The following is a 22,217-nucleotide window of genomic DNA, read 5'->3' as shown; positions in this document are numbered from 1 at the left end:
CGTCTCGGCTGGGATTCTGTATGATGCCGGCCGGAATTGCTTCCGTTGCCTGACAAAGGATGCGGTCGTCATGCCAAAAAAGGGAATCACCGGCCACGACGAATGGGTCATCACGGAAGCGCTCGCGACCGCCCTGGTGGCGCTTGAGCAACTCGAACCAACCCAGCAATCGCGCCAGCAGATGGACGACATCCGGAAGCTGCTGGCGGCCAATTGTCAGCCCGGGACCATCAACTTGCATCTGGCCCAGGCCAAGTGCCGGCTGAACCCGCACGCCGATCGCGCCGCCATCTACCGACAATATGGCTTTGAGGACTGGGAAGTCTGAAAGGCAGCGGTTAAGCTAAGCGTCGCCCCGAACGAGCGCAGCGATATCCCGCATTTTGTTGTCGGCTTGCCGCATACGCAGGCGATTACTGGAATAAGCCGCGGGGGTCCGCTGTTCTCGTCAGGAGAGGACCGCCGCACGTTGCGGAAATCGGGGAGGACATCAAGATGAAGTTGTCACATGCCGTTGCCGCGGCGATAGCCTTGACGGCTGCTACGATCACCCTTGCTGCGCCGGCCCGAGCCCAAACCTACGATCCGAGCTATCCCGTTTGCCTGCAGGTCTATCAGGGCATTGTCGATTACTATTTCGAGTGCCACTACCGAACCATGGCTCAGTGCCAGATGTCGGCATCGGGACGAGCGGCTCAGTGCGTGGTCAATCCCTACTACGGCGGACCGAAGTCGAGGCGCCAGCGCCAGCGGTCGTATGATCGATACTGAAAATTCTCACACGTTTGGCGGATGAGCTAACAGAGACGAGCGAAATCGCGCTCGTTGCCGGGCTTCACGACCTTTCCAGCAACAGCTCCCGCGTCCGGATGGTGCTCCGCCCATGCGGGTCATCAGAGTGTGCAGCGTTGCTGCTCACCAACCGTAAGTGCCGAGCGCAAGCGGACGCGATGGAGTTTTGGCTGTTCGCGTAGGCTCAGACCTCAGGCAGCGCCGCGCGGCCTCAATCTCTGCGTCGCTCGCGCCCTTGCTGCGCGCCCAATGCTCTGCGGCGGGCGCGCTGTACTTCGCGACGTAGTAACGCACGACAGAGCACGAAACCCGACGCAGGACACCCGACTGTTCATTCGCAAATCCAGCGCTTGGTGTTCCCAGACACAGCACCAGCACACACGCCCAACGTAAATTCATATGATTCCCCTCTATGTCATAGAGAGGTCACGTCTTTCGTCGGCGCATCAAGCTTGATTATGAGTTCCGTGGACGGAACAGGCGAAGCTGTGGTCAACCCGCAACTGCACACCACCATATAGTCGGGAGCTGCGGTGCGAAAGTACCGAAGCTTTCCGGGATCATTAAAATTGATTGTTTACGAAAAACGGTGAACCTGATTGCCGCCGAGGGGCAATTCGATAGCCTGTCTGTGCCAAGGCAGGCGTGAACCATTGGTATCGGAGATGGAATTCGAACGCCGATCGGTCGCAAGGACGACGATTTCGAAAGACGCGCTGCTATTTTTCGACGCCCAGCGCGGCGTGCTCACCTGCCGCGTTCAAGACATCACCAATTCCGGGGCCGGCATTGAACTCCACGGCCTCAATCTGCTGCCGCTGAATTTCGAATTGACCTTCGACAAATTTCACACCGTGCGCGCGTGCCGCGTGATCTGGCGGCAAGGCGATCTCGTCGGCGTTGCGTTTCAAAACTGAACCGCCGACCGAGAGCCGGGAACTTTCGGGAACCTGCGCCAGGATCGTCCGCGAAACAAACGGTTGCCGATTAGGAACTAACCGCGAGGCTCCGCGTCGAATCCGGGTTCCGCGGAATGTGGCCTCACTCTGGATAGACCGCGTTGGCGCATCCTTTGGCGCTCCCGCTTGGGACATTCGTCACGGGAGTTCGATATGTCCTGGGACCGTCCGTTCGCTCAGCCTGTGCCGCTCCCGAAGGGACCGCCAGCGCAAACCCTACGAGATGCCGCCAACTACATCAGGACCCTTCCCCAATCGGAACGTGACCGCCAGGAATGGCGGCTTGCCATTCAGATGCTCATCGACGCCGCTGAAGACCGCGGACCCATGCTATTCGCGCGCATGGGAATCATCAGGGCGCTTGAGGCGCATATCGAAAGCACGCTCGATGCGGAGCGCGCGAGCCAAGGCAAGCTGAAGGACAGCCGGCAGGAGAAAAGCAAGCCGAAGGGAGACTGTGACGCCAGCATCTCGCCCCAGATCGCCGTCACGAAAGACGAAACGCGCAACGGGGCATCAAGCCCTGCGAGCCAAGCCTCGTTCGCGCGCAGCAGATCAGCGGCGTCCCCCGGTCTTCAGAAAACCAATCGGTAAGTAGCCGAAGGCAAGCCCGCCGCAGCCAAAAGGTTGCGAGCCAGCCTAGGCTACGCCCCTGATACGGAAGTCATCAATCCGCTTGCCGGACTTCAGTTTCGCAGCGAGCCAGCGCGGCGTCTTTCCTCGTCCTGCCCAAGTCTCCGACGGCCGATCGGGATTCCGGAATTTCGGAACGACCGTTGGATACGGGCGGCGCCCGGTCGATGTGCGCTCAGCTTCGATGCCAACCTTGAGCTGCTTCAGCCGATCTTCAAGCAGGCGCTTCTCTGCGAGGAGCGCCGTTGCAAGCCTCGAAGCTACTTCTTCATGGAGTGCCCACAACTCATCCGTGGACATTGATTTGAGGTCATTTCGGTTCATGACCGTCCCCAATCATGATTCGACGGTTTTCATGGTTGGCAGCAAACATGAGCAGATTAAGGCCGATTTAGAACCTCTTTCGGGCCGAAAAGGTCCTATTGGCTCTGCCGCATGACGTAACCACAACGGAGCAATCATAGCGGACTCTACTTGTAGATGCAGCAAGTTTCTATTCTGTCGTCCACAACTTTTGATTGATTAAGACATAGAACTTGACGCAAAGCCGCCGCAGCCCCGCCACGCCGGCGTCATAGTCGACAGGAAACCTGCGGCTGGAACCTCCAGCGGGTGCGTGAGCCCGCCCCCAACAGAATGTTGGCGTCATGGCAGGGTATCGCCGAGGTGCTTCGCGGCTGCGGCTTGCGGCGCTAACGTTGGCGCTGGCATCGTCGCATGCGTGCGCTGAAACGTTTCAGGAAAAATGGATGGGACGGATTGCCCGCCCGCCGGCGGATGATCAGGAAGCTTCCGTCTATTGGGAAGGCAAGTGGGATGCGCGCGGCAAACGCTTCAAGGCCAATGAGGTCTCATGCGCGCATCGCACCGAAGCGTTCGGCACTATCTTCGTCGTAACCAATCTCGAGAACGGCAGAAAAATTCGCTGCCCGGTGCAAGATCGCGGTCCTTACGCCCGCGGGCGTGTTCTCGACTTCTCGCTCGGCGCCGCACGCGAGATCGGCTGCGACGGCCTGTGCCGCGTCACAGTGCGTCGCGCGGGGTACGAGTAGCGAGGGATGCCGTCGGCCAAGGCGTAATTGGATTGCCAAGCTCGAATGTCTCTCTGTCGACCTTGGATCGCCGTTATCAGGTTTGGCTGTGACCACCCGGGAGACGGCCGCCGTACCCGATCCGCGGCGTGGTCGCTCGCGTTGGTTGCCCATAATAGCCGAGCGCTCGTCTCCCTGGGGTAGGTGAAGGGTCGGCGCCCGGCTATTCGGGCCGCGCGGCGGTGCGGCCCCAACAGGAACTCATTTATGGTTTAAAGAGGCTTTAAAAAGCCGTTGAATCTTAACGATTTTGTCCGCGGTTTTGATTCGGGAGCTGGCTTCCAGTCATCAGGGGAACCGAACGGGCGCAAAAACGGCCGGACCCCGGATGGAACAGAGCGCTTGTGACGCGTTTTCCTTGTCTCACGACTGCCTGAGCGCGAGGGAAGCGTTGAGCCCGCCACCACCCGAATTCAATCGCGACGAAACGCTGGTGTGTATGGCGCTCGCCTTCTGCCTGGCCGGTGCCTCTACCGGCCTCATTTACCGGCTACTGGGCTGAGGACGAGGCCCAGAAAGACCGCAACACCGCCGACGACCGCCATCAACTCCAGGACGATGAAGGCGAGCAGCGCGCTCATTCCGATTGCCGCTTTTTTCCACCCGTTCCACAGACTCTCTAGCACCGAAATCCGGCCATTGGAGCAAAAGGCGAATTTAGGGTGAATTTTGAGCCCTCGCGGGCAACGCCAGCATCGTTTTCTGCGCGCAACGCCCGTGGGAAAACAGCGACGAAGCCGATCGGTCGCAATGTCATCCGCGCCATGCTCGGAGCGAACGGCGAAGCGGCTCGGCCGTTTGAGATGGGAGTAGACGAGGCCCGGAGTGCCTAGGAGTCCGGGCCTCGTGGCCTCCAGTGGTAGCGCCCGTTGTGATGAACGAACGCCCTGCCCCCCGCTGCAAGCGCCGCTGTTATAGATGCGCCTTGTCTGCCCAGCCAATCCGTACGAGTACGGGAGCGAGCGCGTACGCGTTCACGTGTAACAAACTGGTCTGCATGACAGGTAAAATGCCACGCCGGATCGGCGACGCTACATCAGGATCAGCGTTCGCGGCATTCCGACCGCTTGGCGCGTGCAAGCGTTTCGCCTCGTCCTACCGCCTATCGAATGGAATATACCGATGATACTCCTTCGGCACCGAACGCCTGTAGCGCGCAGGCACCGTGCCGCGTTCGATCGAACGATCGATCTCCTGCTGCCGCGTCATCCTGGCTGGTTTCTTTTTCTTCGGCGCCGCCTTCTCCTTTTCAGGAGCTGAAGTTTCCGGCGCGGCGGTGGATGACGGCGCCGCCGTCGCAGTCCCGCCATCCGGTGTGCCCTGCGCCAGTACAATGCCGACCGGCATGAATACGAGAGCCGCTGACACTGCTATCATGGCACAGGACAGATTTCGCATCGGACGCTCCAGTTCTGGCCAGCTCCGTTTCCGACCCGATCCTATTACGTCCGCAGCCGCCCGCACACGGGGATTTTGGCGACACGGACGGGCGTGGACTGGGTGTGCTTGATCCGGCTGCAGGTCGTGAAGACGAACATCAACCTGCTGCACTGCCAGTCCGGACCAAGGGCTGCGCTCGCAACCGGCGCCGGCGTAGACACGCCGAACGCGGCGAGACCAATGACGCAGACCAGCACTAGGGCGGCGGCAGCGAGAACGAGGCTTCTGCGGGTCCACCAATCGTGTGGCATGGCGGTCGCTCCTGTTTCGGGAGCCGGCAGGATAGGAGCGGCCCTCCGCGGTATCTGTGAACGGCTTCACACTACACGGGCTTGTGCGCGGGCCCGATGGACGGGGAAATGGGTATAACTCACGTAAATCCGTTGCGCGTTTGCAACTCTTGATCGAGACTGACGAATCAGGGCAGCCGCGTGTGCGGGGCGTGCGATGGACAAGCAAGAAACGAACAAACAGGATTTCGGCAAGCAGGAAGCGATCTACGACTACCAGCGCTACAAGCAATTGCTGGCGCAAGCAGTCGACGAGACCAAGCGGCTCGAGCTGATCGAGATCATCGTCAGGGAGAAGGCCCGCGACCGGCTGGAAGCGCAAAGGATTGCCGATCGGGTAGCGATGACGGCGAGGACCGTCGCGCGCGTTCTCGGGTCCGGCGGGCATCGCGAAAGCTTCTAGAGAGTTTGTGGATCAAAAGGTCCGTTTCGATCCATCGAGACGGGCCTCCGGGATCGCTTGGGGCACTTTTCCGAGGCGAGCATCACCGGCGAGCCGCGCGGAACAATCAGCGCGCAGGCGCGCAGGCTGTATTGCATGAAGGCCAACCCCGGGCCTGGGGGGTCGCCGTTGCCAATTGATAGAGCAGCCAGCCTGATGTAAGCCCGCTCATCAGGATCAGTTTGGGCCATTTGCTTTTCACGCAGGCCTCCCCTGCTCCGCCGGCCGTCTTTCGACGCTGGCATTTTGCCCCGGGTTCACTTACCTAGGCGCCATTCCGCGCCCGTGGCGCGTCCAACCCCAAGAGTGAAAGCGACAAGGCCTCTTCAATATGAGTGGATTCAAGGAACCGGGCTTCACGGACCGCCAGAAGGCCGCGATGCAGGCGCGCCAGAACATTCTAAACAAGTTTCGCGCCCAGCCGGGACCCGACGATCCCGAGGTGAAGCGCCGTCAGGCCGAGCGCGAGGCTATCGCCGCCGCGCGCGCCAAGGCCAAAGAGGCCAAGGAAGCCGCAAAGGCCGAGCAGAAGCGTCGCGAGGCCGAGGCCGCCGCAGCCGAAGCCGCCCGGATCGCGCGCGAAAAGGAAGAAGAGGCGGCCCGGCAGGCCGCGCTGGAAGCCGAGCAGAAAGCGCGGCGCGACGCCCGCTATGCCGCGCGCAAGAGCAAGGGCAAGAAGAAGTAGCCGCGCCGCGTATCACTATTCTCCGGTCATTCCGGGCTGGTGCGCAAGCGCCAGACCTCAGGTGCGCAATTGCGCACCAGGGAATTTCGAGAGTCTCAGGTGCACAATTACGCACCCTGCTTCGATGCTGCGCATCGCCCTGGAATGACGTACGGCTCAGTTCTTCTTCATGCCGTCTTTCATCATGCCGTCATGCTTCATCCCATCCTTTTTCATGCTGTCGTCCTTCTTCATCGCATCCTTGGACATCGCGTCCTTTGACATGGACTCTTTCTTCATGCCGTCGCCCTTGCCCATCTTGTCCTGAGCGAAGGCGGCTGGCGCGAAGGCAAGGCCAAGCGAAACGAGCGCGGCAGAAAGGCCGAGGCTGATACGGGTCGTGGTGGTCATGGATGGTCGTCCTTTGGGTTGGTTTCTTGGATGCGACGTCTGCCGCCTTCCCAACGACGATGCTGCGACCCGGGTTGTTACCGGCCTCACCGCAAAGTTTTTACCTGGTCACGGTTAGTTGAAGCGGACAAATTGATGGTGCCACCGCTCCGCGAGCGGCTCGAGCTGAGCGCTCGAACTATTAGACTACATCTGCTTCGGTCGAATACCGGCCAACATGGGCTCAGGCGGGTCGCGATCGCCGACTCAAAAACCAATTGCGGGGAACAACCATGCTGACACGCCGCCATGTCATCGCATCTACACTTGCCGCGCCCGCCGTGCTTCATTTCGGCACCGGCATTGCCCATGCCGCCACCACGCTGAAGATCTCGCACCAGTTCCCGGGTGGCACCATTGACAAGGGCGACTTCCGTGACCGCCTGTGCCGGACCTTCGCCACCGAAGTCGCCAAGCGCAGCGGTGGCGAGATCGCAGCCGAGGTCTATCCGAACTCCACGCTGATCAAGACCATCGCGCAGTTCTCGGCAATGCGCAAAGGCGCGCTCGACATCAGCCTGTACCCGATGCCCTACGCGGGCGGTGAATTGCCGGAGACCAATATTGGACTGATGCCGGGTCTCGTCGCGACCTACGACCAGGGCCTGCGCTGGAAGGAGGCTCCGGTCGGCAAAGCGCTGACCGACTTCCTCGCCGACAAGGGCATCATCCTCCTGACCTGGGTCTGGCAAGCCGGCGGCGTCGCCAGCCGATCCAGGCCGATCGTCGCCCCCGAAGATGCCAAGGGGCTGAAAGTGCGCGGCGGCTCGCGCGAGATGGACATGGTGCTGAAGACGGCGGGCGCCAGCGCGCTCTCGATGCCCTCGAACGAAATCTATGCCGCGATGCAGACGGGCGCCTGCGACGCCGGCATCACCTCCTCCACCAGCCTGATCTCGTTCCGCCTCGAAGAGGTCGCGAAGTGCCTGACCTCGGGTGCCGGCGCCTCCTACTGGTTCATGCTGGAGCCGTTGATGATGTCGAAGGCGATCTTCGACAAACTGCCGAAGAAGCACCAGGACATCATCCTTGATGTCGGCAGCGAACTGGAAACGTTCGGCCGCAAGGGCGCGCAGGACGATGATATCGAGGTCGCCAAAGTCTACGAGAGAGCCGGCGCCACGATCAGCATGCTCGATGTCGCGACGGTCAGCAAGTGGCGGGACATCGCGCGCGATACTGCGTGGAAGGACTACAGCGCGAAGACCGCGATGTCAGCCAATCTGCTGAAGCTTGCCAGCGACGTCGCCCCATGATGCATGATCCTGGTCCTGATCATATTCGCTATACGCTTCATCGGCCGGCTCGCGCTGCGATCGTCCCTGCGCCCACCACCTGCAACAAGTCCCTCCGGACAGACTCGATATGCTGCTCCAGAAACCGGCAGGCCTCATCGATCTCTTTCGCCCGGCATAGCGCGATCAGATGGGCGTGCTCCTTTTCGGCCGTGCCCATCGCCTTGGTATTGGAGAGTTGCAAACGCGTGTAGCGGTCGCTGGTCTGCAATAGCGCCACGACGATCGCCTTGGTACGCGGCCGCCGCGCATGAATGTACAGCGCCATATGGAAGTCGGCGTTGAGCTGGCCCCATTCGCTGACGTTGCGCGCCTTGATCGCCTTCTCGAAACGTTTCTGGATGTCATCCAGCCCGGCAAAATCTTCTTCCACAAAATGCGGAGCGGACTGCGCGAGGAGCCGCGGCTCCATGATCCGGCGCAGATCGAACACGTCGTTGATTTCGTCCAGCGACAGCTCCGAGACGATCGCGCCCTTTTGCGGGACGATCCGCACCAGCCCCTCGGCCTCGAGCTGAAACAGCGCCTCGCGCACCGGAATGCGGCTGACGCCGTAAGCGTCGCCGAGCGCATCTTGCCGTAGCTGGGAGCCGGCTGGATAAGTGCCGTCGAGAATGGCCTGCCGGAGCTGGTCGACGATCGCAGCCGACAGCGTCCGGTGCTTCAGGGGGCCTTTCATTTGATCTTCCATCATCATCGCCGGCCTTTCCGATCGAGGCCCGCCCTGTTTCGCACGTCGATGTGGTCCCGACCCAGCGAACGCTATCCGTGCCCCACAATCTCCATTTGACAAGATTGTATAAATTATACACGCTCGAAGTGCACGGCAAATTTCAAATGGGGGAGCGGGGCTCTTCATGAGCGAGCAGACGATTGCAGATGCGCCGGCGTTCAGCGCCCGGCGGCTCGTTGTCAGAGTTTCGAGTCACCTGCTGGCTTTCGAGCGCATCGCCTTGATGGGGCTGATGTATCTGCTGACGAGCCTGATCCTGGTGAACGTCGTCACGCGCTACTCGCACTTCCCGATCTACTGGATCGATGAATCCGCGGTCTATTGCGCGGTCTGGCTGACCTTCATCGGCGCCTCCGCCATGACGCGGCTGCGGCTCGACTTTGCGGTCACGATGATGACCGAGCGCCTCTCAGCGCAGCATCAGAAGATCGCGAAGGTGATTGCGACCGGCATGGTCGTCGTATTCGGCGTGGCGCTGATCATCACCTGCTTCCTCTGGATGGATCCGATCGGGCTTGCCCGCGCCGGCTTCGACGCACGCAGGCTCGCCGCCGAGACGTTCAACTTCCTCTATACCGAACGTACGCAGACGCTGAACTGGCCGACCTGGGTGCTCTATTTGACGCTTCCGATTTTCGCGGTGTCGATGACCATTCATGGACTGGCGAATCTGCTCGAAGATCTCGAACTGGTGCCGCGCACGCCGCCGAAGGGCTTTCAGCTCTCCGAGCTCGACGGGGTCAACTAGTGATCACGTCAGCCGCCTTCATCGCGATCATGCTGGTCGGCGTGCCGATCGGGCTTTGTCTCTGCCTCGCCGGCTTCGTCTACATAATCGCATCGGGTAATCCGGTGCTGTTCCAGTCCTACCCGCTGCAGCTATTCGGCGGGGTCGACAGCTACGGCCTGATCGCCATCCCGCTGTTCATCCTGATCGGCGAGATCATGAATGGCGGCGGCATCACCCGGCGAATCGTCGACATGGCGATGGCGTTCGTCGGTTCGCTCAAGGGCGGCCTCGCCTACGTCAACATCCTCGCCAACATGTTCGTCTCTTCCATCCTGGGGTCTGCGACCGCGCAGGTCGCGATCATGGCGCAGATCATGGTGCCGGAGATGGAAAAGAAGGGCTACGACAAGACTTTCGCGGCAGGATTGACCGCCTATGGCGGCATGCTCGGGCCGATCATTCCGCCCTCGGTGATGTTTGTCGTCTACAGCGTGCTGGCGCAGGTCTCGGTCAGCGACATGCTGATCGCCGGCATCGTGCCGGGCGCGATCCTGACGGCGATGTTCTGCATCGCCATCGCGCTAATGGGATACGTCTACAACTATCCCAAGGCCGATTATCAGAGCCCGCGGCAGCGGCTGATGACGATCCTGCGGACATCGCCGACCCTGCTCATTCCGATCGTGATCGTCGGCAGCATTTTGGGTGGGCTCGCGAATGCGACAGAATCCGCCGCCGTCGGCGCCGTGGCGGCGGCGCTCGTGGGCAAATACTGGACCAAGGAGTTCAAGTTTTCGCAGTTGCCGCAGATGATGCTGCGCGCCGGCATCTACTCGGCCATCGTGCTCTTTCTGGTCGCTGCGGCGGCGGTGTTCTCCTGGGTGCTGATCTTCGGCAAGGTGCCGCAGGAGACTGCAGGCTGGATCCAGTCGGTCGCCAAGGATCCCGTCACTTTCATGCTTCTCTGCAACGTGATCCTGCTCGTCATCGGCACTGTTATCGACGGCATCCCCGGCTTGATCATGACGGTGCCGATCCTGCTGCCGATCGCAACCGACATCTATCACATCGATCCGCGCCAGTTCGGCGTCGTCGTGGTGATCAACCTGGTGCTCGGACTGCTGTCGCCGCCGGTCGGCCTTTGCTTCTTCGTCGCCGCCGCCGTCACCGGCGCCAAGCCGGGGAAGATGTTCATGGTCACGCTGCCGCTGTTCGGCATTTCCTGCATCCTCCTGGTGCTGCTCTCGCTTTACCCCTCCCTCTCCCTCGTCCTCATCAAGTAGGTCCAACCCCTCAAGGAGCCCAATCATGCCGCTTTCACGTCGCCGCTTCCTTGCCGCCAGCGCGGCCGTGCCGTTGTTCGCGCCGTCGCTCGCGCTGGCACAGGCCAAGGAATTCCGCCTTGGCCTGATCACACCCAACGGCCATTCCTGGAATAAGGCGGCGCTGAAGCTCGGCGAGGATCTCAAGGCAGCCACCAACGGCCGCCTGACCATGACCGTGTTCCACTCCGGCCAGCTCGGCAACGAGCCGGCGATGATGCAGCAGTTGCAGTCCGGCGCGCTCGACATGGGCTTCATCCAGGCCGCCGAGCTCGGCTCGCGCGTGCCGCATATCGCGGCGATCAACGCGCCCTATATCGTGCGCTCGACGCCGGCGGTGGCGAAGTTCGTCCGCCATCCGGCGGCGATCAAGCTGTTCGAGGTGCTGCCGCAGGAAACCGGAACGATTGGCCTCGGCTGGGGCATCACCGGCATGCGCGCCATCTTCTCGGCGAAGGATCTGACCGGGCTTGCCGACATCAAGGGCATGAAGCTGCGCATCAACCCGACGCCGGTCTACCGCGATTTCTATTCCTCGCTCGGCGCAGCGCCGACGCCGATCCCGACGCCGCAGGTGTTCGACGCCATGGCAAACGGCCAGGTTGACGGGCTGGAAGCGGATCTGGAATTCTCCTGGAACCAGCGCTTCGACAAGGTCTCCAAGGTCATCCTGCAGATGAACGCCGTCTTCATGCCGATGGCGGCAGTGGTCTCGGGCCGTGTTTGGCAATCGCTGCCGACCGCCGACCGGGAGCTGATCACCAAGACCGTCAAGTCGACGCTCGATGCGCAGATCGACGAGCTGGCCGGCAATGAGCCGAGGCTGATCGAGAACTTCAAGAACGCGCCGATCCCGATCCGCCAGGTCCCGGCCGGCGATACCGAGGCAGTCATTGCCGAGTTCGACAAGATCTGGCTGCCCAAGGCGCCCGTTCTCGCTGAGCTGCGAAAAGTTGGCGCGACGCTCTGATCCTTCCATCGTTCGCATCATCAAATTCCGGCGGGTGCACGCATCCGCCGGCCAATTCCAATCGGAGCCAAATAATGAGCCCACGCATTTCCTGGGAAGGCGTCTTCCCGGCCGTTACCACGCAGTTCAATGATGATCTGTCGCTCAATATCGATGCGACGGCGAAGGTCATGGATGGCCTGATCCGCGACGGCATTTCCGGACTGATCGTCTGCGGGTCTGTCGGCGAGAACACCTCGCTGGAGCGCAAGGAGAAAGTCGCGATCATGGAGGCGGCGAAATCTGTCTCGGCAGGCCGCGTGCCCGTACTGTGCGGCATCGCCGAGTTCACCACCGCCTTCGCCGTCGAGACCGCCAAGGAGGCCGCGCGCGTCGGCATCGACGGCATCATGGTCATGCCCGCGCTGGTCTATTCCTCCAAGCCGCACGAAACCGCCGCGCACTTCCGCGCGGTCGCCAGCGCGACCGACCTGCCGGTCATGCTCTACAACAATCCGCCGATCTATAAGAACGACGTAACGCCAGATATCCTGGCTTCGCTCGCCGATGTCGAAACCGTCGTCTGCTTCAAGGATTCTTCCGGCGACACGCGGCGCTTCATCGATACCCGCAACATGGTCGGCGATCGCTTCGTGCTGTTCGCCGGTCTCGACGATGTCATCGTCGAGAGTGTCGCCATGGGCGCCGTGGGTTGGGTCTCCGGCATGTCGAACGCCTTCCCGCGCGAAGGCGAGACGCTGTTCCGTCTCGCCAAGGCGGGGCGCTATGCCGAGGCCATGCCGCTTTACGAGTGGTTCATGCCGCTGTTGCACCTCGATGCTCGTCCGGATCTCGTCCAGTGCATCAAGCTTTGCGAGCACATCATGGGCCGCGGCACCGCCTTGACCCGCCCGCCGCGACTGGCGCTGCTGCCGCACGAGAAGGCGGAGGTCGAGGCGATGATGGCGAAAGCGCTGAAAAACCGGCCGGTGCTGCCGAATGTCGGGCTGAAGGCCGCGTAAGCGGCCTACCTATAGCTCAACGTCGCCGCCACGCGTTTGTGGCGGCGCCGAAACCCTGGTCTACTCGCCCCACAGAGCCTCTGTGTAGGTCACTGTCACATGTCCTACCTGGGTCTCGCGCTTGATTACTTTGGCTAGTGCGGGCAAGCGGATGTCCAGCGTGGATTCTCCCGTCCATTGCACCTTCGGACTATCACTTCCAGCCAGCACCAGGAAGTCGACGTCGCGCTTTCGAGAAAACGTCCGGCCGTTCGGGACCAGAGCTACATGCGCATTCAAAGGCGGTAGCGGCCCACAATACACTTCAAACACGACCGCTGAGAGCTTGGCATTTGGATTGGGCGTGACGCTTGTCACCGGTACGTGGCAGAGTCCAATCGCACTCTCCCAATCATAGGTCGAATCGACATAGGCCACGATTGCAAACAGGGCAGCCATCGTAACGGCTATCGCCGCCAACGTCCTTGCCCTCCACCTCATGCATTGCCGGCGGCGTTCTTCGCATTCAACGCCGATGCGACGCGGCTGACCGGCGGGCGGCCAATCAGCCCGCTCACGACATTGGTTGCGGCGACCAGCTTTGCCATGTCGACCCCGGTCGGAACGCCCATGCCTTCGAGCATGTAGACCACGTCTTCGGTAGCGACGTTACCCGTCGCGCCGGGGGCATAGGGGCAGCCACCAAGACCGCCGGCGGCGGAATCGATCACGCGGCAGCCTTCCTCCATGCCAGCGTAGAGATTGGCGAGCGCCTGGCCATAGGTGTCGTGGAAATGCATCGCGAGATTGGCCATCGGCACGTGACCGGCGACCGCGCGCAATAGCTGTCGCGCCTTCAAAGGCGTGCCGACGCCGATGGTGTCGCCGAGCGAGATTTCGTAGCAGCCGAGATCCCATAACACTTTGGCGACGTCGACAACCGCCTGCGGCCTGATCTCACCCTCATAGGGGCAGCCCAGCACGGTCGAGATATAGCCGCGCACGCGGACGCCGTCTGCCTTGGCGCGGGCCAGCACCGGCTTGAAGCGCTCGATCGATTCTGCGATCGAGCAGTTGATATTGGCGCGCGAAAAGCTCTCGGACGCCGCCGCGAATACGGCAATCAGTTTTGCACCGGCCGCCTGCGATGCCTCATAGCCCTTCTCGTTCGGCACTAGCACCGGAAGCTCGCAATCCCGGTGATGGCTGACGCCCTGCAGGACCTCGGCCGACCCGACCATCTGCGGGATTGCTTTGGGCGAGACGAACGCGCCGACCTCGACCGCCCTGAGCCCGGCGCCGATCAGCGCCTCGACGAAGGCAATCCGATCGGCGACGCTGATCGGCGTCTTTTCGTTCTGCAGCCCGTCGCGCGGGCCGACTTCGACAATGTGAACGCGCTCGCTCATGACGCTGCTGTCGGTTCGACTTCGGCGAGTTCAACGCCTTCGCCGACGATATCACCAACCTTGCACCTGATCTTCTTCAATGTGCCCGCAAAGGGAGCGCGCAAGGTCTGTTCCATTTTCATGACTTCCAGCGTCAGGATGGCCGCGCCTTTTTCCAGCGTGGCGCCCTCCTCGGCCAGCAGCGCCACGACCGTTCCCGGCAAGGGCGCCACGATCTTGTCCTCCCCGACGTGTTCCTCGGTTTCGCCGCCGAACGGATCGACCCAGTGCAAGTCGAAACGACCGTTCCTGGTGCGTAAGTAAAGCTCGTGCCCCTCGATCACGGCGGTGACGCGCGTCTTCACGCCGTCGAGCGTCAGGTCGAAACTGCCGCCATCCGCGGGCGAGATCGCGAATACGAACTGATGCTTGCCGATCGATATTGTCGACGGGCCGTTGCCATATCGCAGCGTCACTTTCTGTTCGGCGCCCTGCCCCTGCCGGAACGAAAATACCCGTTGCCGCTGCCCGACCGGCATCCAGCCGAAAGTCTGCCACGGCGAATGCGCTTCCTTGCGCGCCGCCTTCTGCTCGTCGTTAACGATCGCAGCGACCGCTGCGCAAAGCTCGAGATCGCCCGCTGTGCCCGAAGCTTCCGTCAGCTTCTTCAGCTCGCGCTCGATGAATCCCGTGTCGATGGTGTTGGCGCGCACGTTCGGGTGCGTGATGAGCGCTGACAGGAACGGGATATTGGTGATGATGCCGCGGACGTCAGTCTCCTCCAGCCCGCGGTTGAGCCGCTCGATGGCGGCCTGACGGGTCGGCGCCCAGGCGATCACCTTGGCCAGCATGGCGTCATAGTAAGGCGACACCGCATCGCCAGCGCGATAGCCGGCATCGATCCGCAAGCCATCGACCGCATCGGGTGTCTGCCACGTCCTGATCCGGCCGACCGAGGGCATGAAGTTCTTCTGCGGATTCTCGGCGTAGACCCGCGCCTCGATGGCATGGCCGTTCAGTTTGATTTCGTTTTGCGCCAGCGGCAGCTTTTCGCCAAACGCCACGCGCAATTGCCACTCGACGAGATCGACGCTCGTGATCAGCTCCGTCACGGGATGCTCGACCTGCAGTCGGGTGTTCATCTCGATGAAGAATACCTCCTTGCCGTCGGAAACGAATTCGATCGTGCCCGCGCCGACATAGTTCACGGCAGCCGCCGCCCTGCGCGCGGCATCGCAGACCCTCTCGCGCTGATTGGCGTCGAGCGTCGGCGACGGCGCCTCCTCGATCACTTTCTGATGCCGGCGCTGCAGCGTGCATTCGCGCTCCCACAGCGAGAGCAGATTGCCGTGGCTGTCGCCGATGATCTGCACCTCGATGTGCCGCGGGTTCTGCACGTATTTCTCGATCAGCATGCGGTCGTCGCCGAACGCCGCCTTGGCCTCGCGCTTGGCGCTCACAATTGCCGCCGCAAGCTCGCCGGCCGAATTGACCACGCGCATGCCGCGCCCACCGCCGCCGGCCGAGGCCTTTACCAGAACCGGGAATCCGATCTTGTTGGCGGCGTTGGACAGCGTTGCCTCGTCCTGCGCCTCGCCGTGATAGCCGGGCACCAGCGGCACGCCCGCTTTTTCCATCAGCGCCTTGGAGCCGGACTTCGAGCCCATCGCCGTCATCATCTCGGCGGTCGGTCCGACGAACACCAATCCGGCTTTCAGACACGCCTCTGCGAACTCGGCATTTTCAGACAGGAAACCGTAGCCGGGATGGATAGCCTCGGCGCCAGTCTGGCGCCCGGCTTCGATCACACGCTCGATGTTGAGATAGCTGTCGCGGGCCCGCGCCGGCCCGAGCAGCACGGCCTCATCGGCCATTGCGACATGCATGGCGTCGCGATCGGCCTCCGAATAGACGGCGACGGTCCGCAGGCCCATGGCGCGGGCGGAGCGGATGACGCGGCAGGCGATCTCGCCGCGGTTGGCAATCAGGAGCGTCCGAAAACGCCGGTAGAGCTTTGCGCGGTCCATCTTCACATCCTGAACAGGCCGAACTTCGTGGATTCGATCGGCGCATTGGCCGCGGCAGAAAGGCCAAGGCCGAGCACCAGCCGCGTATCGGCGGGATCGATCACGCCATCGTCCCACAGCCGCGCGGTGGCATAATAGGGATTACCCTGGCTTTCATATTGCGCGCGAATTGGCGCGCGGAATTTCTCTTCCTCCTCCGCCGACCACGTCTCGCCCTTGGCCTCGATATTGTCGCGGCGAACCTGGCTCAGCACCATCGAAGCCTGCTCGCCCCCCATCACCGAGATGCGTGCATTCGGCCACAGCCAGAGGAAGCGCGGACTATAGGATCGCCCGCACATGCCGTAGTTACCGGCGCCGTAGGAGCCGCCGATCACGACGGTGAATTTGGGCACGCCCGCGGTCGCCACCGCCGTCACCAGCTTGGCGCCATCGCGCGCGATGCCGCCGGCCTCATATTTCTTGCCGACCATGAAGCCGGTGATGTTCTGCAGGAACACCAGCGGAATATTGCGCTGGCAGCACAGCTCGATGAAATGCGCGCCCTTCAGCGAGCTCTCGCTGAACAGGATGCCGTTGTTGGCGATGATGCCGATGGGATAGCCCCAGATGTGAGCAAAGCCGCAGATCAGCGTCGTGCCGTAGAGTTTCTTGAATTCGTCGAACTCCGAACCGTCGACGATGCGCGCGATGATGTCGTGGACGTCGAACGGTTTGCGGCCGTCGGCGGAGACCACGCCGTAGATTTCCTCCGCGGGGAACAGCGGCTCTCGCGGCTCGCGCATGTTGAGGTTAGCTCGCGTCGGCTGCTTCAGCGTGGCGACGATGCGCCGCGCGATCCCGATCGCATGCGCATCGTTCTGGGCGTAGTGGTCGGTGACGCCGGAGTGGCGGGAATGCACGTCGGCGCCGCCAAGCTCCTCGGCGGAAACCACCTCGCCGGTCGCCGCCTTCACCAGCGGCGGCCCGCCGAGGAAGATAGTCCCCTGGTTGCGGACGATGATGCTCTCGTCCGACATCGCCGGCACGTAAGCGCCGCCCGCGGTGCAGGAGCCCATCACAATGGCGATCTGCGGAATACCGAGCGCCGACATCTGCGCCTGGTTGTAGAAGATGCGGCCAAAGTGCCGCTCGTCTGGAAAAATCTCGTCCTGCATCGGCAGGAAGGCGCCGCCGGAATCGACCATGTAGATGCAAGGCAGATTGTTCTGCCGCGCGATATCCTGCGCACGCAGATGCTTCTTCACCGTCATCGGATAATAGGTGCCGCCCTTGATGGTGGCGTCGTTAGCGACGATGATGCATTCGCGGCCCGAAATGCGCCCTACCCCGGTGATGACACTCGCCGAATGAACGTCACCGCCGTAGAGGCCATTGGCGGCGAGCGGCGACAATTCAAGGAAAGCGGTGCCGGGATCTACCAGGAGGTCAACGCGCTCGCGCGCCAGCATCTTGCCGCGCGAGGTATGTCGCTTGCGCGACGCCTCACCGCCGCCGCCGGACACCACCTTCAGCTTCTCGCGCAGCTCGGCCACGAGACCGCGCATCACGTCAGCGTTGCGGGCAAACTCCGATGATGTGGGATCGATGGTGGAATGAAGCGGCATGATCGGCGTTTCTTTATCTTTATATGCTGGGGTGCCCTGAGATGGCTTCAGGAGGAGCGGAACCGTACTTTCGAAGGAGATGCAACAGCCTGTACCATCTTCGGCCGAATGTGAAGTTCAAGCGGTCTTTTCAAACAGCTCCCGCCCGATCAGCATGCGGCGGATTTCGCTGGTGCCGGCGCCGATCTCGTAGAGCTTGGCGTCGCGCACGAGCCGCCCGGTTGGGTAGTCGTTGATGTAGCCGTTGCCCCCTAAGAGCTGGATGGCGTCGAGTGCGCATTGCGTCGCCTTCTCCGCGGCATAGAGAATCGCGCCGGCGGCATCCTCGCGCGTGGTCTCGCCGCGGTCGCAGGCTTTCGCCACCGCGTAGACATAGGCGCGCGAGGCGTTCATCGTGGTGTACATGTCGGCGATCTTGCCCTGCACCAGTTGGAAGGTGCCGATCGGCTCGCCGAACTGCTTGCGCTCGTGCACGTAAGGCAGCACCACGTCCAGGCAGGCCTGCATGATGCCGATCGGCCCCGCCGCCAGCACCGCGCGCTCATAGTCGAGGCCGCTCATCAAGACGTTGACGCCGCGGCCGACCTCGCCGAGCACGTTCTCTGCCGGCACCTCGCAATCTTGAAACAGCAATTCGCAGGTGTCGGAGCCGCGCATGCCGAGCTTGTCGAGCTTTTGCGCGGTGGAAAATCCCTTCATGCCTTTTTCGATGAGGAAGGCGGTGATGCCGCGCGGGCCGGCGCCAGCGTCGGTCTTGGCGTAGACCACCAGCGTGTCGGCCTCGGGGCCGTTGGTGATCCACATCTTGTTGCCATTGAGCACGAAGCGGTCGCCCTTCTTGTCGGCCCGGGTCTTCATCGAGACCACGTCGGAGCCGGCGCCGGGCTCCGACATCGCGAGCGAGCCGACATGCTCGCCCGAGATCAGCTTCGGCAGATATTTGCGTTTCTGCGCCTCACTGCCGTTGCGGCGGATCTGGTTGACGCAGAGGTTGGAATGCGCGCCATAGGACAGCCCGACCGCGGCCGAGGCGCGCGAGATTTCCTCCAGCGCGATGCAGTGTTCGAGATAGCCGAGCCCGGCGCCGCCATATTCCTCCTCGACCGTGATGCCGTGCAGGCCGAGCGCGCCGATCTTGGGCCAGAGGTCGCGCGGAAATTGATTGCTGCGGTCGATCTCGGCGGCGCGCGGGGCGATCTGGTCTTGCGAAAATGAATGCACCGTCTCGCGAATCGCATCCGCGGTCTCGCCGAGGTCGAAGTTCAGAAGCGGCGCCCTGTTTGAGGCCATCATTTCCCCCGATGTCTTCTTGGAATTAAACGATCATACGTTTTTTTATCTTAGCTGCAAGCAGAACTGTCTGGCTCCTAACGTGCGGTCCAGGCAATTGAAATTGCTGTATTTTCATGTCATTATTATACGGTCGCTTGCTTGTTTCCATTAGGCCGGCGAATGCCCGCTTCTGAGAGGCTCCATGGCAAGAACGATCGGCTCACACGGTCCCAAGACGATGGAGGCGATCCGCAAAGCCGGGCTGCGCCTGATCTTCGAGCACGGCTACGCCGCCATGAGCTTGCGCCAGCTCGCCGCCGAAGTCGGCATCCAGTCGGGCTCGCTATACAACCACATCTCGACCAAGCAGGAACTGCTGTTCGACCTGGTGCGGGACCATATCAACGAATTGCTCCGCCAGCTCGATCGCGCCCTGGAGGGCAAGCAGCGGCCGGCCGACAAGCTCCGCGCCTTCGTCGCATTTCACGTCACCTACCATATGACCAAGAAGCGCGAGGTCTTCATCGCCAATTCCGAGCTGCGGAGTCTGGAGCCGAAGAACTACGAGGAGATCGTGGCGCTCCGTGGCGCCTATGAACGGCGGCTGGCGGAAATCCTCAGCGAGGGCGTCGCTGAGGGCGAGTTCGAGGTGGTCGATGTCCAGGTGGCGACGTTTGCCATCCTGGCCCTGTTGACCGGCCTCACCACCTGGTACCGTCCCGGCGGACGGCTCACCAAGGAGGCAATCGTCGCCGCCCATGAGAAGCTGGTATTGTCGGGCGTCACCCCCGGCGCGGCGGCGGACCGGACCCGAAACAAACGTGCCCCCTCCCCGGCCGGCACGGCACGCGGCGGGTCGGCGCGCCGATGAGGTGCCCATGACGCTACGTCCGCCGCTCGACGAGATCGACCTGAAGATACTGTCAGAGCTGCAGCGGGACGGACGCATCCGCAACAATGAGCTGGCGGAGCGGGTCGGCCTCTCGGAGCCGCCGTGTCGGCGCCGCGTTCGCGCCTTGCGCGAGCGAGGCCATGTCAGCGCCATCAGAGCTACGCTCGACGAAAAGCTCCTCGGCTACGAAGTCATTTCCTTTGTGTTGATCCAGTTGCAGAGCCAGGCCCAGGTCCCGCTGCTGGCGTTCGAGAAATCCATCGCCGCGATGCCGCTCGTCCTGCAGTCGTGGCGGATTTCGGGCGATGCCGACTATCTGCTCAAATGCGTGGCGCGAAACGTCGAAGGCATGCACCAGCAGCTTCTGCAGTTTTCCGCGATGCCCGAGGTCCGCAACATCAGGACCTTCCCGGTGCTCGGCGTCGCAAAAGATGCGCCGCTGCCGATCCCGCCAAATCCGGCGGCGTCCGGCCCTGCACAATAGCATCGTCTGCCACGGGGCCGCGTCGCGCGACCGGCAAGCGCGCCGGACGTGCGCTCAGTGGGTCCAGGGTTCGACGCGCTTGAAGGCGAAATTGTCCGCGTAGGCGACGGGCCGTCGCACCGAATCCTTGGGCTCGATCACCTGATAGGGAATGCCCTTGCGCTCGCAATAGGCGACGGCGTCCTCCTTGGTGTCGAACTGCAGGGTGAGCTGCTGCTTCATGTCGGTCGAAGAGGTCCACCCCATCAGCGGCTCGACGGCCCGCGGCTGCTCCGGCTCATAATCGAGCTGCCATTCCCGGGCGTTGGCCCGGCCCGATTGCATCGCGTTTTTGGCGGGCTTAAAAATGCGTGCGGTCATGGATCGTTGGGTCCTCAAGCGTATGCGACACGGTAGCGTTTGGCGGAAGCGGCCGGGATAGTATAGAGACACCTTTCAGGAAATTGAGCGGTGATTCCAGAAACCCGGATGTACCATTTCCGCACCGGTATAGTCATTATGCCGTACTGTGACAATCTAGGGCTATCCGGCCCCCGGGACCCCGGCTTGCGGTGCGATCTCCCCGAAGGCATCACGAAGCGGCAGCCATGAAAATCAACGCCACCCTGCCAGACAAAGGACGCGACCTCCGGCTCGACCTGTTTCGCGGGGTCGCGAATTGGGCGATCTATCTGGATCACATCCCCGACAACGTCGTGAATTGGATCACCACCCGCAATTACGGGTTCAGCGACGCTGCCGACCTCTTCGTCTTCATTTCTGGCTATACCGCCTCCTTCGTCTATGCCCGGATGATGCTGGAACGCGGCTTTATCGTCGGAGCTACGCGGCTGACCAAGCGCGTCTGGCAGCTCTATGTCGCTCACATCATCCTGTTCGTGATCTACATCGCCTCGATCAGCTATCTGGCGCTGCGCTTCGGCGACTCCGAGCTGGTCAACGAGTTCAACGTGGTCGGCCTGATCGACAACGCGACCGAGACGCTGCGGCAGGGATTGTTCCTGAAGTTCAAGCCGGTCAATCTCGACGTGCTGCCGCTCTACATCGTGCTGATGGGGCTGTTCCCGCCGGTGCTGTGGTTCATGCTGCGCCAGCCCAACCTGACCATGTTGGCCGCCATCGTTTTGTGGCTGGTGTCGCGGCAGACCGGCTGGAACCTGCCGGCCTACCCGGTCGGCACCTGGTACTTCAACCCGTTCGCCTGGCAGGTACTGTTCGTGTTCGGCGCCTGGTGCGCGCTCGGCGGCGCCCGCAACAACCTCGCCATCATCAATGCGCCGGTCACGCTGTATCTGTGCATCGGCTATCTCGTCTTCTCGCTCATCATGACGATGGCCGGCCGATTCCCGACCTTCGGCGAGATGTTCCCGCAATGGCTGTATTCGGCGTTCAACCCGAATGACAAGACCAACCTCGCGCCCTACCGCTTCCTGCACTTCGTCGCGATCGTGATCCTGGTCATCCGTTTCGTGCCGAAGGAATGGCCAGGCCTTGAGTGGAAGATCTTTGATCCGCTGGTCGTCTGCGGTCAGCAGTCGCTCGCCGTGTTCTGCGTCGGCGTGTTCCTGTCGTTCGTCGGCCATTTCGAACTGTCGATGAGCTCGGGCTCGCTGTTCGCGCAGATCTTCGTCAGCGTGACCGGCATCGCGATCATGACGATCGTCGCCTACTACATTTCCTGGTCGAAGCGGCAGGACAAGCCGCTCAAGCCGGCAGCCCCGAAAGCCAGTTCGGCAGCTTCCGGCTAAGCCGCGGC

General features: G+C 62.1%; 27 protein-coding genes. 15 read left to right on the top strand and 12 right to left on the bottom strand.

Annotated elements, in window-relative coordinates; all coding sequences use genetic code 11:
- The first annotated feature begins 70 nt into the window (after nt 1–70).
- Together J6524_RS02350 and J6524_RS02345 are read left to right on the top strand one after the other, a co-directional pair.
- Nucleotides 71–328 carry a hypothetical protein gene (locus J6524_RS02350; RefSeq protein WP_225668673.1) on the top strand — a complete coding sequence of 86 codons (258 nt, stop codon included), beginning with the start codon at nt 71–73 and terminating at the stop codon, nt 326–328.
- Nucleotides 329–495: 167 nt separating this feature from the next.
- The gene (locus J6524_RS02345; protein WP_225668672.1) at nt 496–771 is read left to right on the top strand and encodes a DUF3551 domain-containing protein; all 276 of its coding nucleotides are present in this window, start codon (nt 496–498) and stop codon (nt 769–771) included.
- A 144-nt stretch (nt 772–915) separates the two neighbouring features.
- Here the strand turns inward: J6524_RS02345 and J6524_RS02340 are convergent, their stop codons facing one another.
- Nucleotides 916–1,191: a hypothetical protein gene (locus J6524_RS02340; protein WP_225668671.1), complete on the bottom strand. Its 276-nt coding sequence runs from the start codon at nt 1,189–1,191 to the stop codon at nt 916–918.
- Between the two features lie 266 nt (nt 1,192–1,457).
- Between J6524_RS02340 and J6524_RS02335 the strand changes: the two genes are divergently transcribed.
- Nucleotides 1,458–1,709, top strand: coding sequence for a PilZ domain-containing protein (locus J6524_RS02335; RefSeq protein ID WP_225668670.1), 252 nt, complete (start codon nt 1,458–1,460; stop codon nt 1,707–1,709).
- A 195-nt stretch (nt 1,710–1,904) separates the two neighbouring features.
- Nucleotides 1,905–2,345 (top strand): hypothetical protein, encoded by a 441-nt coding sequence (locus tag J6524_RS02330; protein WP_225668669.1) that lies wholly within the window; start codon nt 1,905–1,907, stop codon nt 2,343–2,345.
- A 45-nt stretch (nt 2,346–2,390) separates the two neighbouring features.
- Here J6524_RS02330 and J6524_RS02325 read toward each other — a convergent pair whose 3' ends face one another.
- On the bottom strand, nt 2,391–2,708 hold the full coding sequence (locus tag J6524_RS02325) for an H-NS histone family protein (RefSeq protein ID WP_225668668.1): 318 nt from the start codon (nt 2,706–2,708) through the stop codon (nt 2,391–2,393).
- A 425-nt stretch (nt 2,709–3,133) separates the two neighbouring features.
- On the opposite strand from J6524_RS02325, the gene J6524_RS02320 reads away from it, so the two are divergent.
- Nucleotides 3,134–3,436, top strand: a complete 303-nt coding sequence (locus J6524_RS02320; protein ID WP_225668666.1) for a septal ring lytic transglycosylase RlpA family protein — start codon at nt 3,134–3,136, stop codon at nt 3,434–3,436.
- A gap of 1,134 nt (nt 3,437–4,570) precedes the next feature.
- Here J6524_RS02320 and J6524_RS02315 read toward each other — a convergent pair.
- Together J6524_RS02315 and J6524_RS02310 are read right to left on the bottom strand one after the other, a co-directional pair.
- The gene (locus J6524_RS02315; RefSeq protein WP_225668665.1) at nt 4,571–4,873 is read right to left on the bottom strand and encodes a hypothetical protein; all 303 of its coding nucleotides are present in this window, start codon (nt 4,871–4,873) and stop codon (nt 4,571–4,573) included.
- A 44-nt stretch (nt 4,874–4,917) separates the two neighbouring features.
- Nucleotides 4,918–5,166 carry a hypothetical protein gene (locus J6524_RS02310; protein ID WP_225668663.1) on the bottom strand — a complete coding sequence of 83 codons (249 nt, stop codon included), beginning with the start codon at nt 5,164–5,166 and terminating at the stop codon, nt 4,918–4,920.
- Between the two features lie 196 nt (nt 5,167–5,362).
- Here J6524_RS02310 and J6524_RS02305 point away from each other — a divergent pair, with 196 nt between their 5' ends.
- Both J6524_RS02305 and J6524_RS02300 read left to right on the top strand, forming a co-directional pair.
- The gene (locus tag J6524_RS02305) at nt 5,363–5,608 is read left to right on the top strand and encodes a hypothetical protein (RefSeq protein ID WP_225668662.1); all 246 of its coding nucleotides are present in this window, start codon (nt 5,363–5,365) and stop codon (nt 5,606–5,608) included.
- Between the two features lie 370 nt (nt 5,609–5,978).
- Complete coding sequence (locus tag J6524_RS02300) at nt 5,979–6,332, top strand: DUF6481 family protein (protein ID WP_225668660.1); 354 nt, start codon at nt 5,979–5,981, stop codon at nt 6,330–6,332.
- Nucleotides 6,333–6,488: 156 nt separating this feature from the next.
- Here J6524_RS02300 and J6524_RS02295 read toward each other — a convergent pair whose 3' ends face one another.
- Nucleotides 6,489–6,722 carry a pentapeptide MXKDX repeat protein gene (locus J6524_RS02295; protein WP_225668659.1) on the bottom strand — a complete coding sequence of 78 codons (234 nt, stop codon included), beginning with the start codon at nt 6,720–6,722 and terminating at the stop codon, nt 6,489–6,491.
- A 272-nt stretch (nt 6,723–6,994) separates the two neighbouring features.
- On the opposite strand from J6524_RS02295, the gene dctP reads away from it, so the two are divergent.
- A complete protein-coding gene (dctP, locus tag J6524_RS02290; protein WP_225668658.1) occupies nt 6,995–8,017 on the top strand; it encodes a TRAP transporter substrate-binding protein DctP in 1,023 nt (340 codons plus the stop codon).
- Nucleotides 8,018–8,054: 37 nt separating this feature from the next.
- Here the strand turns inward: dctP and J6524_RS02285 are convergent, their stop codons facing one another.
- On the bottom strand, nt 8,055–8,735 hold the full coding sequence (locus J6524_RS02285; protein WP_225668657.1) for a GntR family transcriptional regulator: 681 nt from the start codon (nt 8,733–8,735) through the stop codon (nt 8,055–8,057).
- Between the two features lie 178 nt (nt 8,736–8,913).
- Here J6524_RS02285 and J6524_RS02280 point away from each other — a divergent pair, with 178 nt between their 5' ends.
- The 4 genes from J6524_RS02280 to J6524_RS02265 all read left to right on the top strand — a co-directional run bounded on the left by J6524_RS02280 (nt 8,914) and on the right by J6524_RS02265 (nt 12,812).
- Nucleotides 8,914–9,537: a TRAP transporter small permease gene (locus J6524_RS02280; RefSeq protein ID WP_225668656.1), complete on the top strand. Its 624-nt coding sequence runs from the start codon at nt 8,914–8,916 to the stop codon at nt 9,535–9,537.
- Nucleotides 9,537–10,802 (top strand): TRAP transporter large permease, encoded by a 1,266-nt coding sequence (locus J6524_RS02275; protein WP_225668655.1) that lies wholly within the window; start codon nt 9,537–9,539, stop codon nt 10,800–10,802. The genes J6524_RS02280 and J6524_RS02275 overlap by 1 nt, the downstream gene beginning before the upstream one ends.
- A gap of 25 nt (nt 10,803–10,827) precedes the next feature.
- Entirely contained in the window at nt 10,828–11,811 is a 984-nt protein-coding gene (locus tag J6524_RS02270; protein WP_225668654.1) for a TRAP transporter substrate-binding protein, read from the top strand.
- Nucleotides 11,812–11,885: 74 nt separating this feature from the next.
- The gene (locus J6524_RS02265; protein ID WP_225668653.1) at nt 11,886–12,812 is read left to right on the top strand and encodes a dihydrodipicolinate synthase family protein; all 927 of its coding nucleotides are present in this window, start codon (nt 11,886–11,888) and stop codon (nt 12,810–12,812) included.
- A gap of 60 nt (nt 12,813–12,872) precedes the next feature.
- Here the strand turns inward: J6524_RS02265 and J6524_RS02260 are convergent, their stop codons facing one another.
- The 5 genes from J6524_RS02260 to J6524_RS02240 all read right to left on the bottom strand — a co-directional run bounded on the left by J6524_RS02260 (nt 12,873) and on the right by J6524_RS02240 (nt 19,103).
- The gene (locus J6524_RS02260) at nt 12,873–13,250 is read right to left on the bottom strand and encodes a hypothetical protein (RefSeq protein WP_225668652.1); all 378 of its coding nucleotides are present in this window, start codon (nt 13,248–13,250) and stop codon (nt 12,873–12,875) included.
- Nucleotides 13,251–13,288: 38 nt separating this feature from the next.
- The gene (locus J6524_RS02255; protein WP_225668650.1) at nt 13,289–14,200 is read right to left on the bottom strand and encodes a hydroxymethylglutaryl-CoA lyase; all 912 of its coding nucleotides are present in this window, start codon (nt 14,198–14,200) and stop codon (nt 13,289–13,291) included.
- On the bottom strand, nt 14,197–16,206 hold the full coding sequence (locus J6524_RS02250; RefSeq protein WP_225668649.1) for an acetyl/propionyl/methylcrotonyl-CoA carboxylase subunit alpha: 2,010 nt from the start codon (nt 16,204–16,206) through the stop codon (nt 14,197–14,199). The genes J6524_RS02255 and J6524_RS02250 overlap by 4 nt, the downstream gene beginning before the upstream one ends.
- A gap of 2 nt (nt 16,207–16,208) precedes the next feature.
- Nucleotides 16,209–17,813: a carboxyl transferase domain-containing protein gene (locus tag J6524_RS02245; RefSeq protein ID WP_225668647.1), complete on the bottom strand. Its 1,605-nt coding sequence runs from the start codon at nt 17,811–17,813 to the stop codon at nt 16,209–16,211.
- 117 nt (nt 17,814–17,930) lie between these two features.
- Entirely contained in the window at nt 17,931–19,103 is a 1,173-nt protein-coding gene (locus J6524_RS02240) for an isovaleryl-CoA dehydrogenase (RefSeq protein WP_225668646.1), read from the bottom strand.
- 184 nt (nt 19,104–19,287) lie between these two features.
- Here J6524_RS02240 and J6524_RS02235 point away from each other — a divergent pair, with 184 nt between their 5' ends.
- Both J6524_RS02235 and J6524_RS02230 read left to right on the top strand, forming a co-directional pair.
- Complete coding sequence (locus J6524_RS02235) at nt 19,288–19,956, top strand: TetR/AcrR family transcriptional regulator (RefSeq protein ID WP_225668645.1); 669 nt, start codon at nt 19,288–19,290, stop codon at nt 19,954–19,956.
- 7 nt (nt 19,957–19,963) lie between these two features.
- Nucleotides 19,964–20,461, top strand: coding sequence for an Lrp/AsnC family transcriptional regulator (locus J6524_RS02230; protein WP_225668644.1), 498 nt, complete (start codon nt 19,964–19,966; stop codon nt 20,459–20,461).
- Nucleotides 20,462–20,515: 54 nt separating this feature from the next.
- Here J6524_RS02230 and J6524_RS02225 read toward each other — a convergent pair whose 3' ends face one another.
- Nucleotides 20,516–20,821, bottom strand: coding sequence for an ETC complex I subunit (locus J6524_RS02225; protein WP_225668643.1), 306 nt, complete (start codon nt 20,819–20,821; stop codon nt 20,516–20,518).
- Nucleotides 20,822–21,048: 227 nt separating this feature from the next.
- Here J6524_RS02225 and J6524_RS02220 point away from each other — a divergent pair, with 227 nt between their 5' ends.
- On the top strand, nt 21,049–22,209 hold the full coding sequence (locus tag J6524_RS02220; RefSeq protein ID WP_225668642.1) for an OpgC domain-containing protein: 1,161 nt from the start codon (nt 21,049–21,051) through the stop codon (nt 22,207–22,209).
- Nucleotides 22,210–22,217 lie beyond the last annotated feature (8 nt).

Source organism: Bradyrhizobium hereditatis, assembly GCF_020329435.1.
Taxonomy (GTDB): Bacteria; Pseudomonadota; Alphaproteobacteria; order Rhizobiales; family Xanthobacteraceae; genus Bradyrhizobium; species Bradyrhizobium hereditatis.
The sequence above is the reverse complement of the archived record's forward strand: the minus strand, read 5'-3'. Positions and strand labels throughout refer to the sequence as shown.

Bases quoted from the DNA above. Each gene is read 5' to 3' on its own strand.
- J6524_RS02245 (WP_225668647.1), bottom strand. From the start codon at position 17,813: ATGCCGCTTCATTCCACCATCGATCCCACATCATCGGAGTTTGCCCGC.
- J6524_RS02330 (WP_225668669.1), top strand. From the start codon at position 1,905: ATGTCCTGGGACCGTCCGTTCGCTCAGCCTGTGCCGCTCCCGAAGGGA.
- dctP (WP_225668658.1), top strand. From the start codon at position 6,995: ATGCTGACACGCCGCCATGTCATCGCATCTACACTTGCCGCGCCCGCC.
- J6524_RS02305 (WP_225668662.1), top strand. From the start codon at position 5,363: ATGGACAAGCAAGAAACGAACAAACAGGATTTCGGCAAGCAGGAAGCG.
- J6524_RS02340 (WP_225668671.1), bottom strand. From the start codon at position 1,191: ATGAATTTACGTTGGGCGTGTGTGCTGGTGCTGTGTCTGGGAACACCA.
- J6524_RS02270 (WP_225668654.1), top strand. From the start codon at position 10,828: ATGCCGCTTTCACGTCGCCGCTTCCTTGCCGCCAGCGCGGCCGTGCCG.
- J6524_RS02295 (WP_225668659.1), bottom strand. From the start codon at position 6,722: ATGACCACCACGACCCGTATCAGCCTCGGCCTTTCTGCCGCGCTCGTT.
- J6524_RS02350 (WP_225668673.1), top strand. From the start codon at position 71: ATGCCAAAAAAGGGAATCACCGGCCACGACGAATGGGTCATCACGGAA.
- J6524_RS02240 (WP_225668646.1), bottom strand. From the start codon at position 19,103: ATGGCCTCAAACAGGGCGCCGCTTCTGAACTTCGACCTCGGCGAGACC.
- J6524_RS02310 (WP_225668663.1), bottom strand. From the start codon at position 5,166: ATGCCACACGATTGGTGGACCCGCAGAAGCCTCGTTCTCGCTGCCGCC.
- J6524_RS02345 (WP_225668672.1), top strand. From the start codon at position 496: ATGAAGTTGTCACATGCCGTTGCCGCGGCGATAGCCTTGACGGCTGCT.
- J6524_RS02335 (WP_225668670.1), top strand. From the start codon at position 1,458: ATGGAATTCGAACGCCGATCGGTCGCAAGGACGACGATTTCGAAAGAC.
- J6524_RS02260 (WP_225668652.1), bottom strand. From the start codon at position 13,250: ATGGCTGCCCTGTTTGCAATCGTGGCCTATGTCGATTCGACCTATGAT.
- J6524_RS02300 (WP_225668660.1), top strand. From the start codon at position 5,979: ATGAGTGGATTCAAGGAACCGGGCTTCACGGACCGCCAGAAGGCCGCG.
- J6524_RS02235 (WP_225668645.1), top strand. From the start codon at position 19,288: ATGGCAAGAACGATCGGCTCACACGGTCCCAAGACGATGGAGGCGATC.
- J6524_RS02280 (WP_225668656.1), top strand. From the start codon at position 8,914: ATGAGCGAGCAGACGATTGCAGATGCGCCGGCGTTCAGCGCCCGGCGG.
- J6524_RS02325 (WP_225668668.1), bottom strand. From the start codon at position 2,708: ATGAACCGAAATGACCTCAAATCAATGTCCACGGATGAGTTGTGGGCA.
- J6524_RS02320 (WP_225668666.1), top strand. From the start codon at position 3,134: ATGGGACGGATTGCCCGCCCGCCGGCGGATGATCAGGAAGCTTCCGTC.
- J6524_RS02265 (WP_225668653.1), top strand. From the start codon at position 11,886: ATGAGCCCACGCATTTCCTGGGAAGGCGTCTTCCCGGCCGTTACCACG.
- J6524_RS02255 (WP_225668650.1), bottom strand. From the start codon at position 14,200: ATGAGCGAGCGCGTTCACATTGTCGAAGTCGGCCCGCGCGACGGGCTG.
- J6524_RS02230 (WP_225668644.1), top strand. From the start codon at position 19,964: ATGACGCTACGTCCGCCGCTCGACGAGATCGACCTGAAGATACTGTCA.
- J6524_RS02315 (WP_225668665.1), bottom strand. From the start codon at position 4,873: ATGCGAAATCTGTCCTGTGCCATGATAGCAGTGTCAGCGGCTCTCGTA.
- J6524_RS02220 (WP_225668642.1), top strand. From the start codon at position 21,049: ATGAAAATCAACGCCACCCTGCCAGACAAAGGACGCGACCTCCGGCTC.
- J6524_RS02285 (WP_225668657.1), bottom strand. From the start codon at position 8,735: ATGAAAGGCCCCCTGAAGCACCGGACGCTGTCGGCTGCGATCGTCGAC.
- J6524_RS02225 (WP_225668643.1), bottom strand. From the start codon at position 20,821: ATGACCGCACGCATTTTTAAGCCCGCCAAAAACGCGATGCAATCGGGC.
- J6524_RS02250 (WP_225668649.1), bottom strand. From the start codon at position 16,206: ATGGACCGCGCAAAGCTCTACCGGCGTTTTCGGACGCTCCTGATTGCC.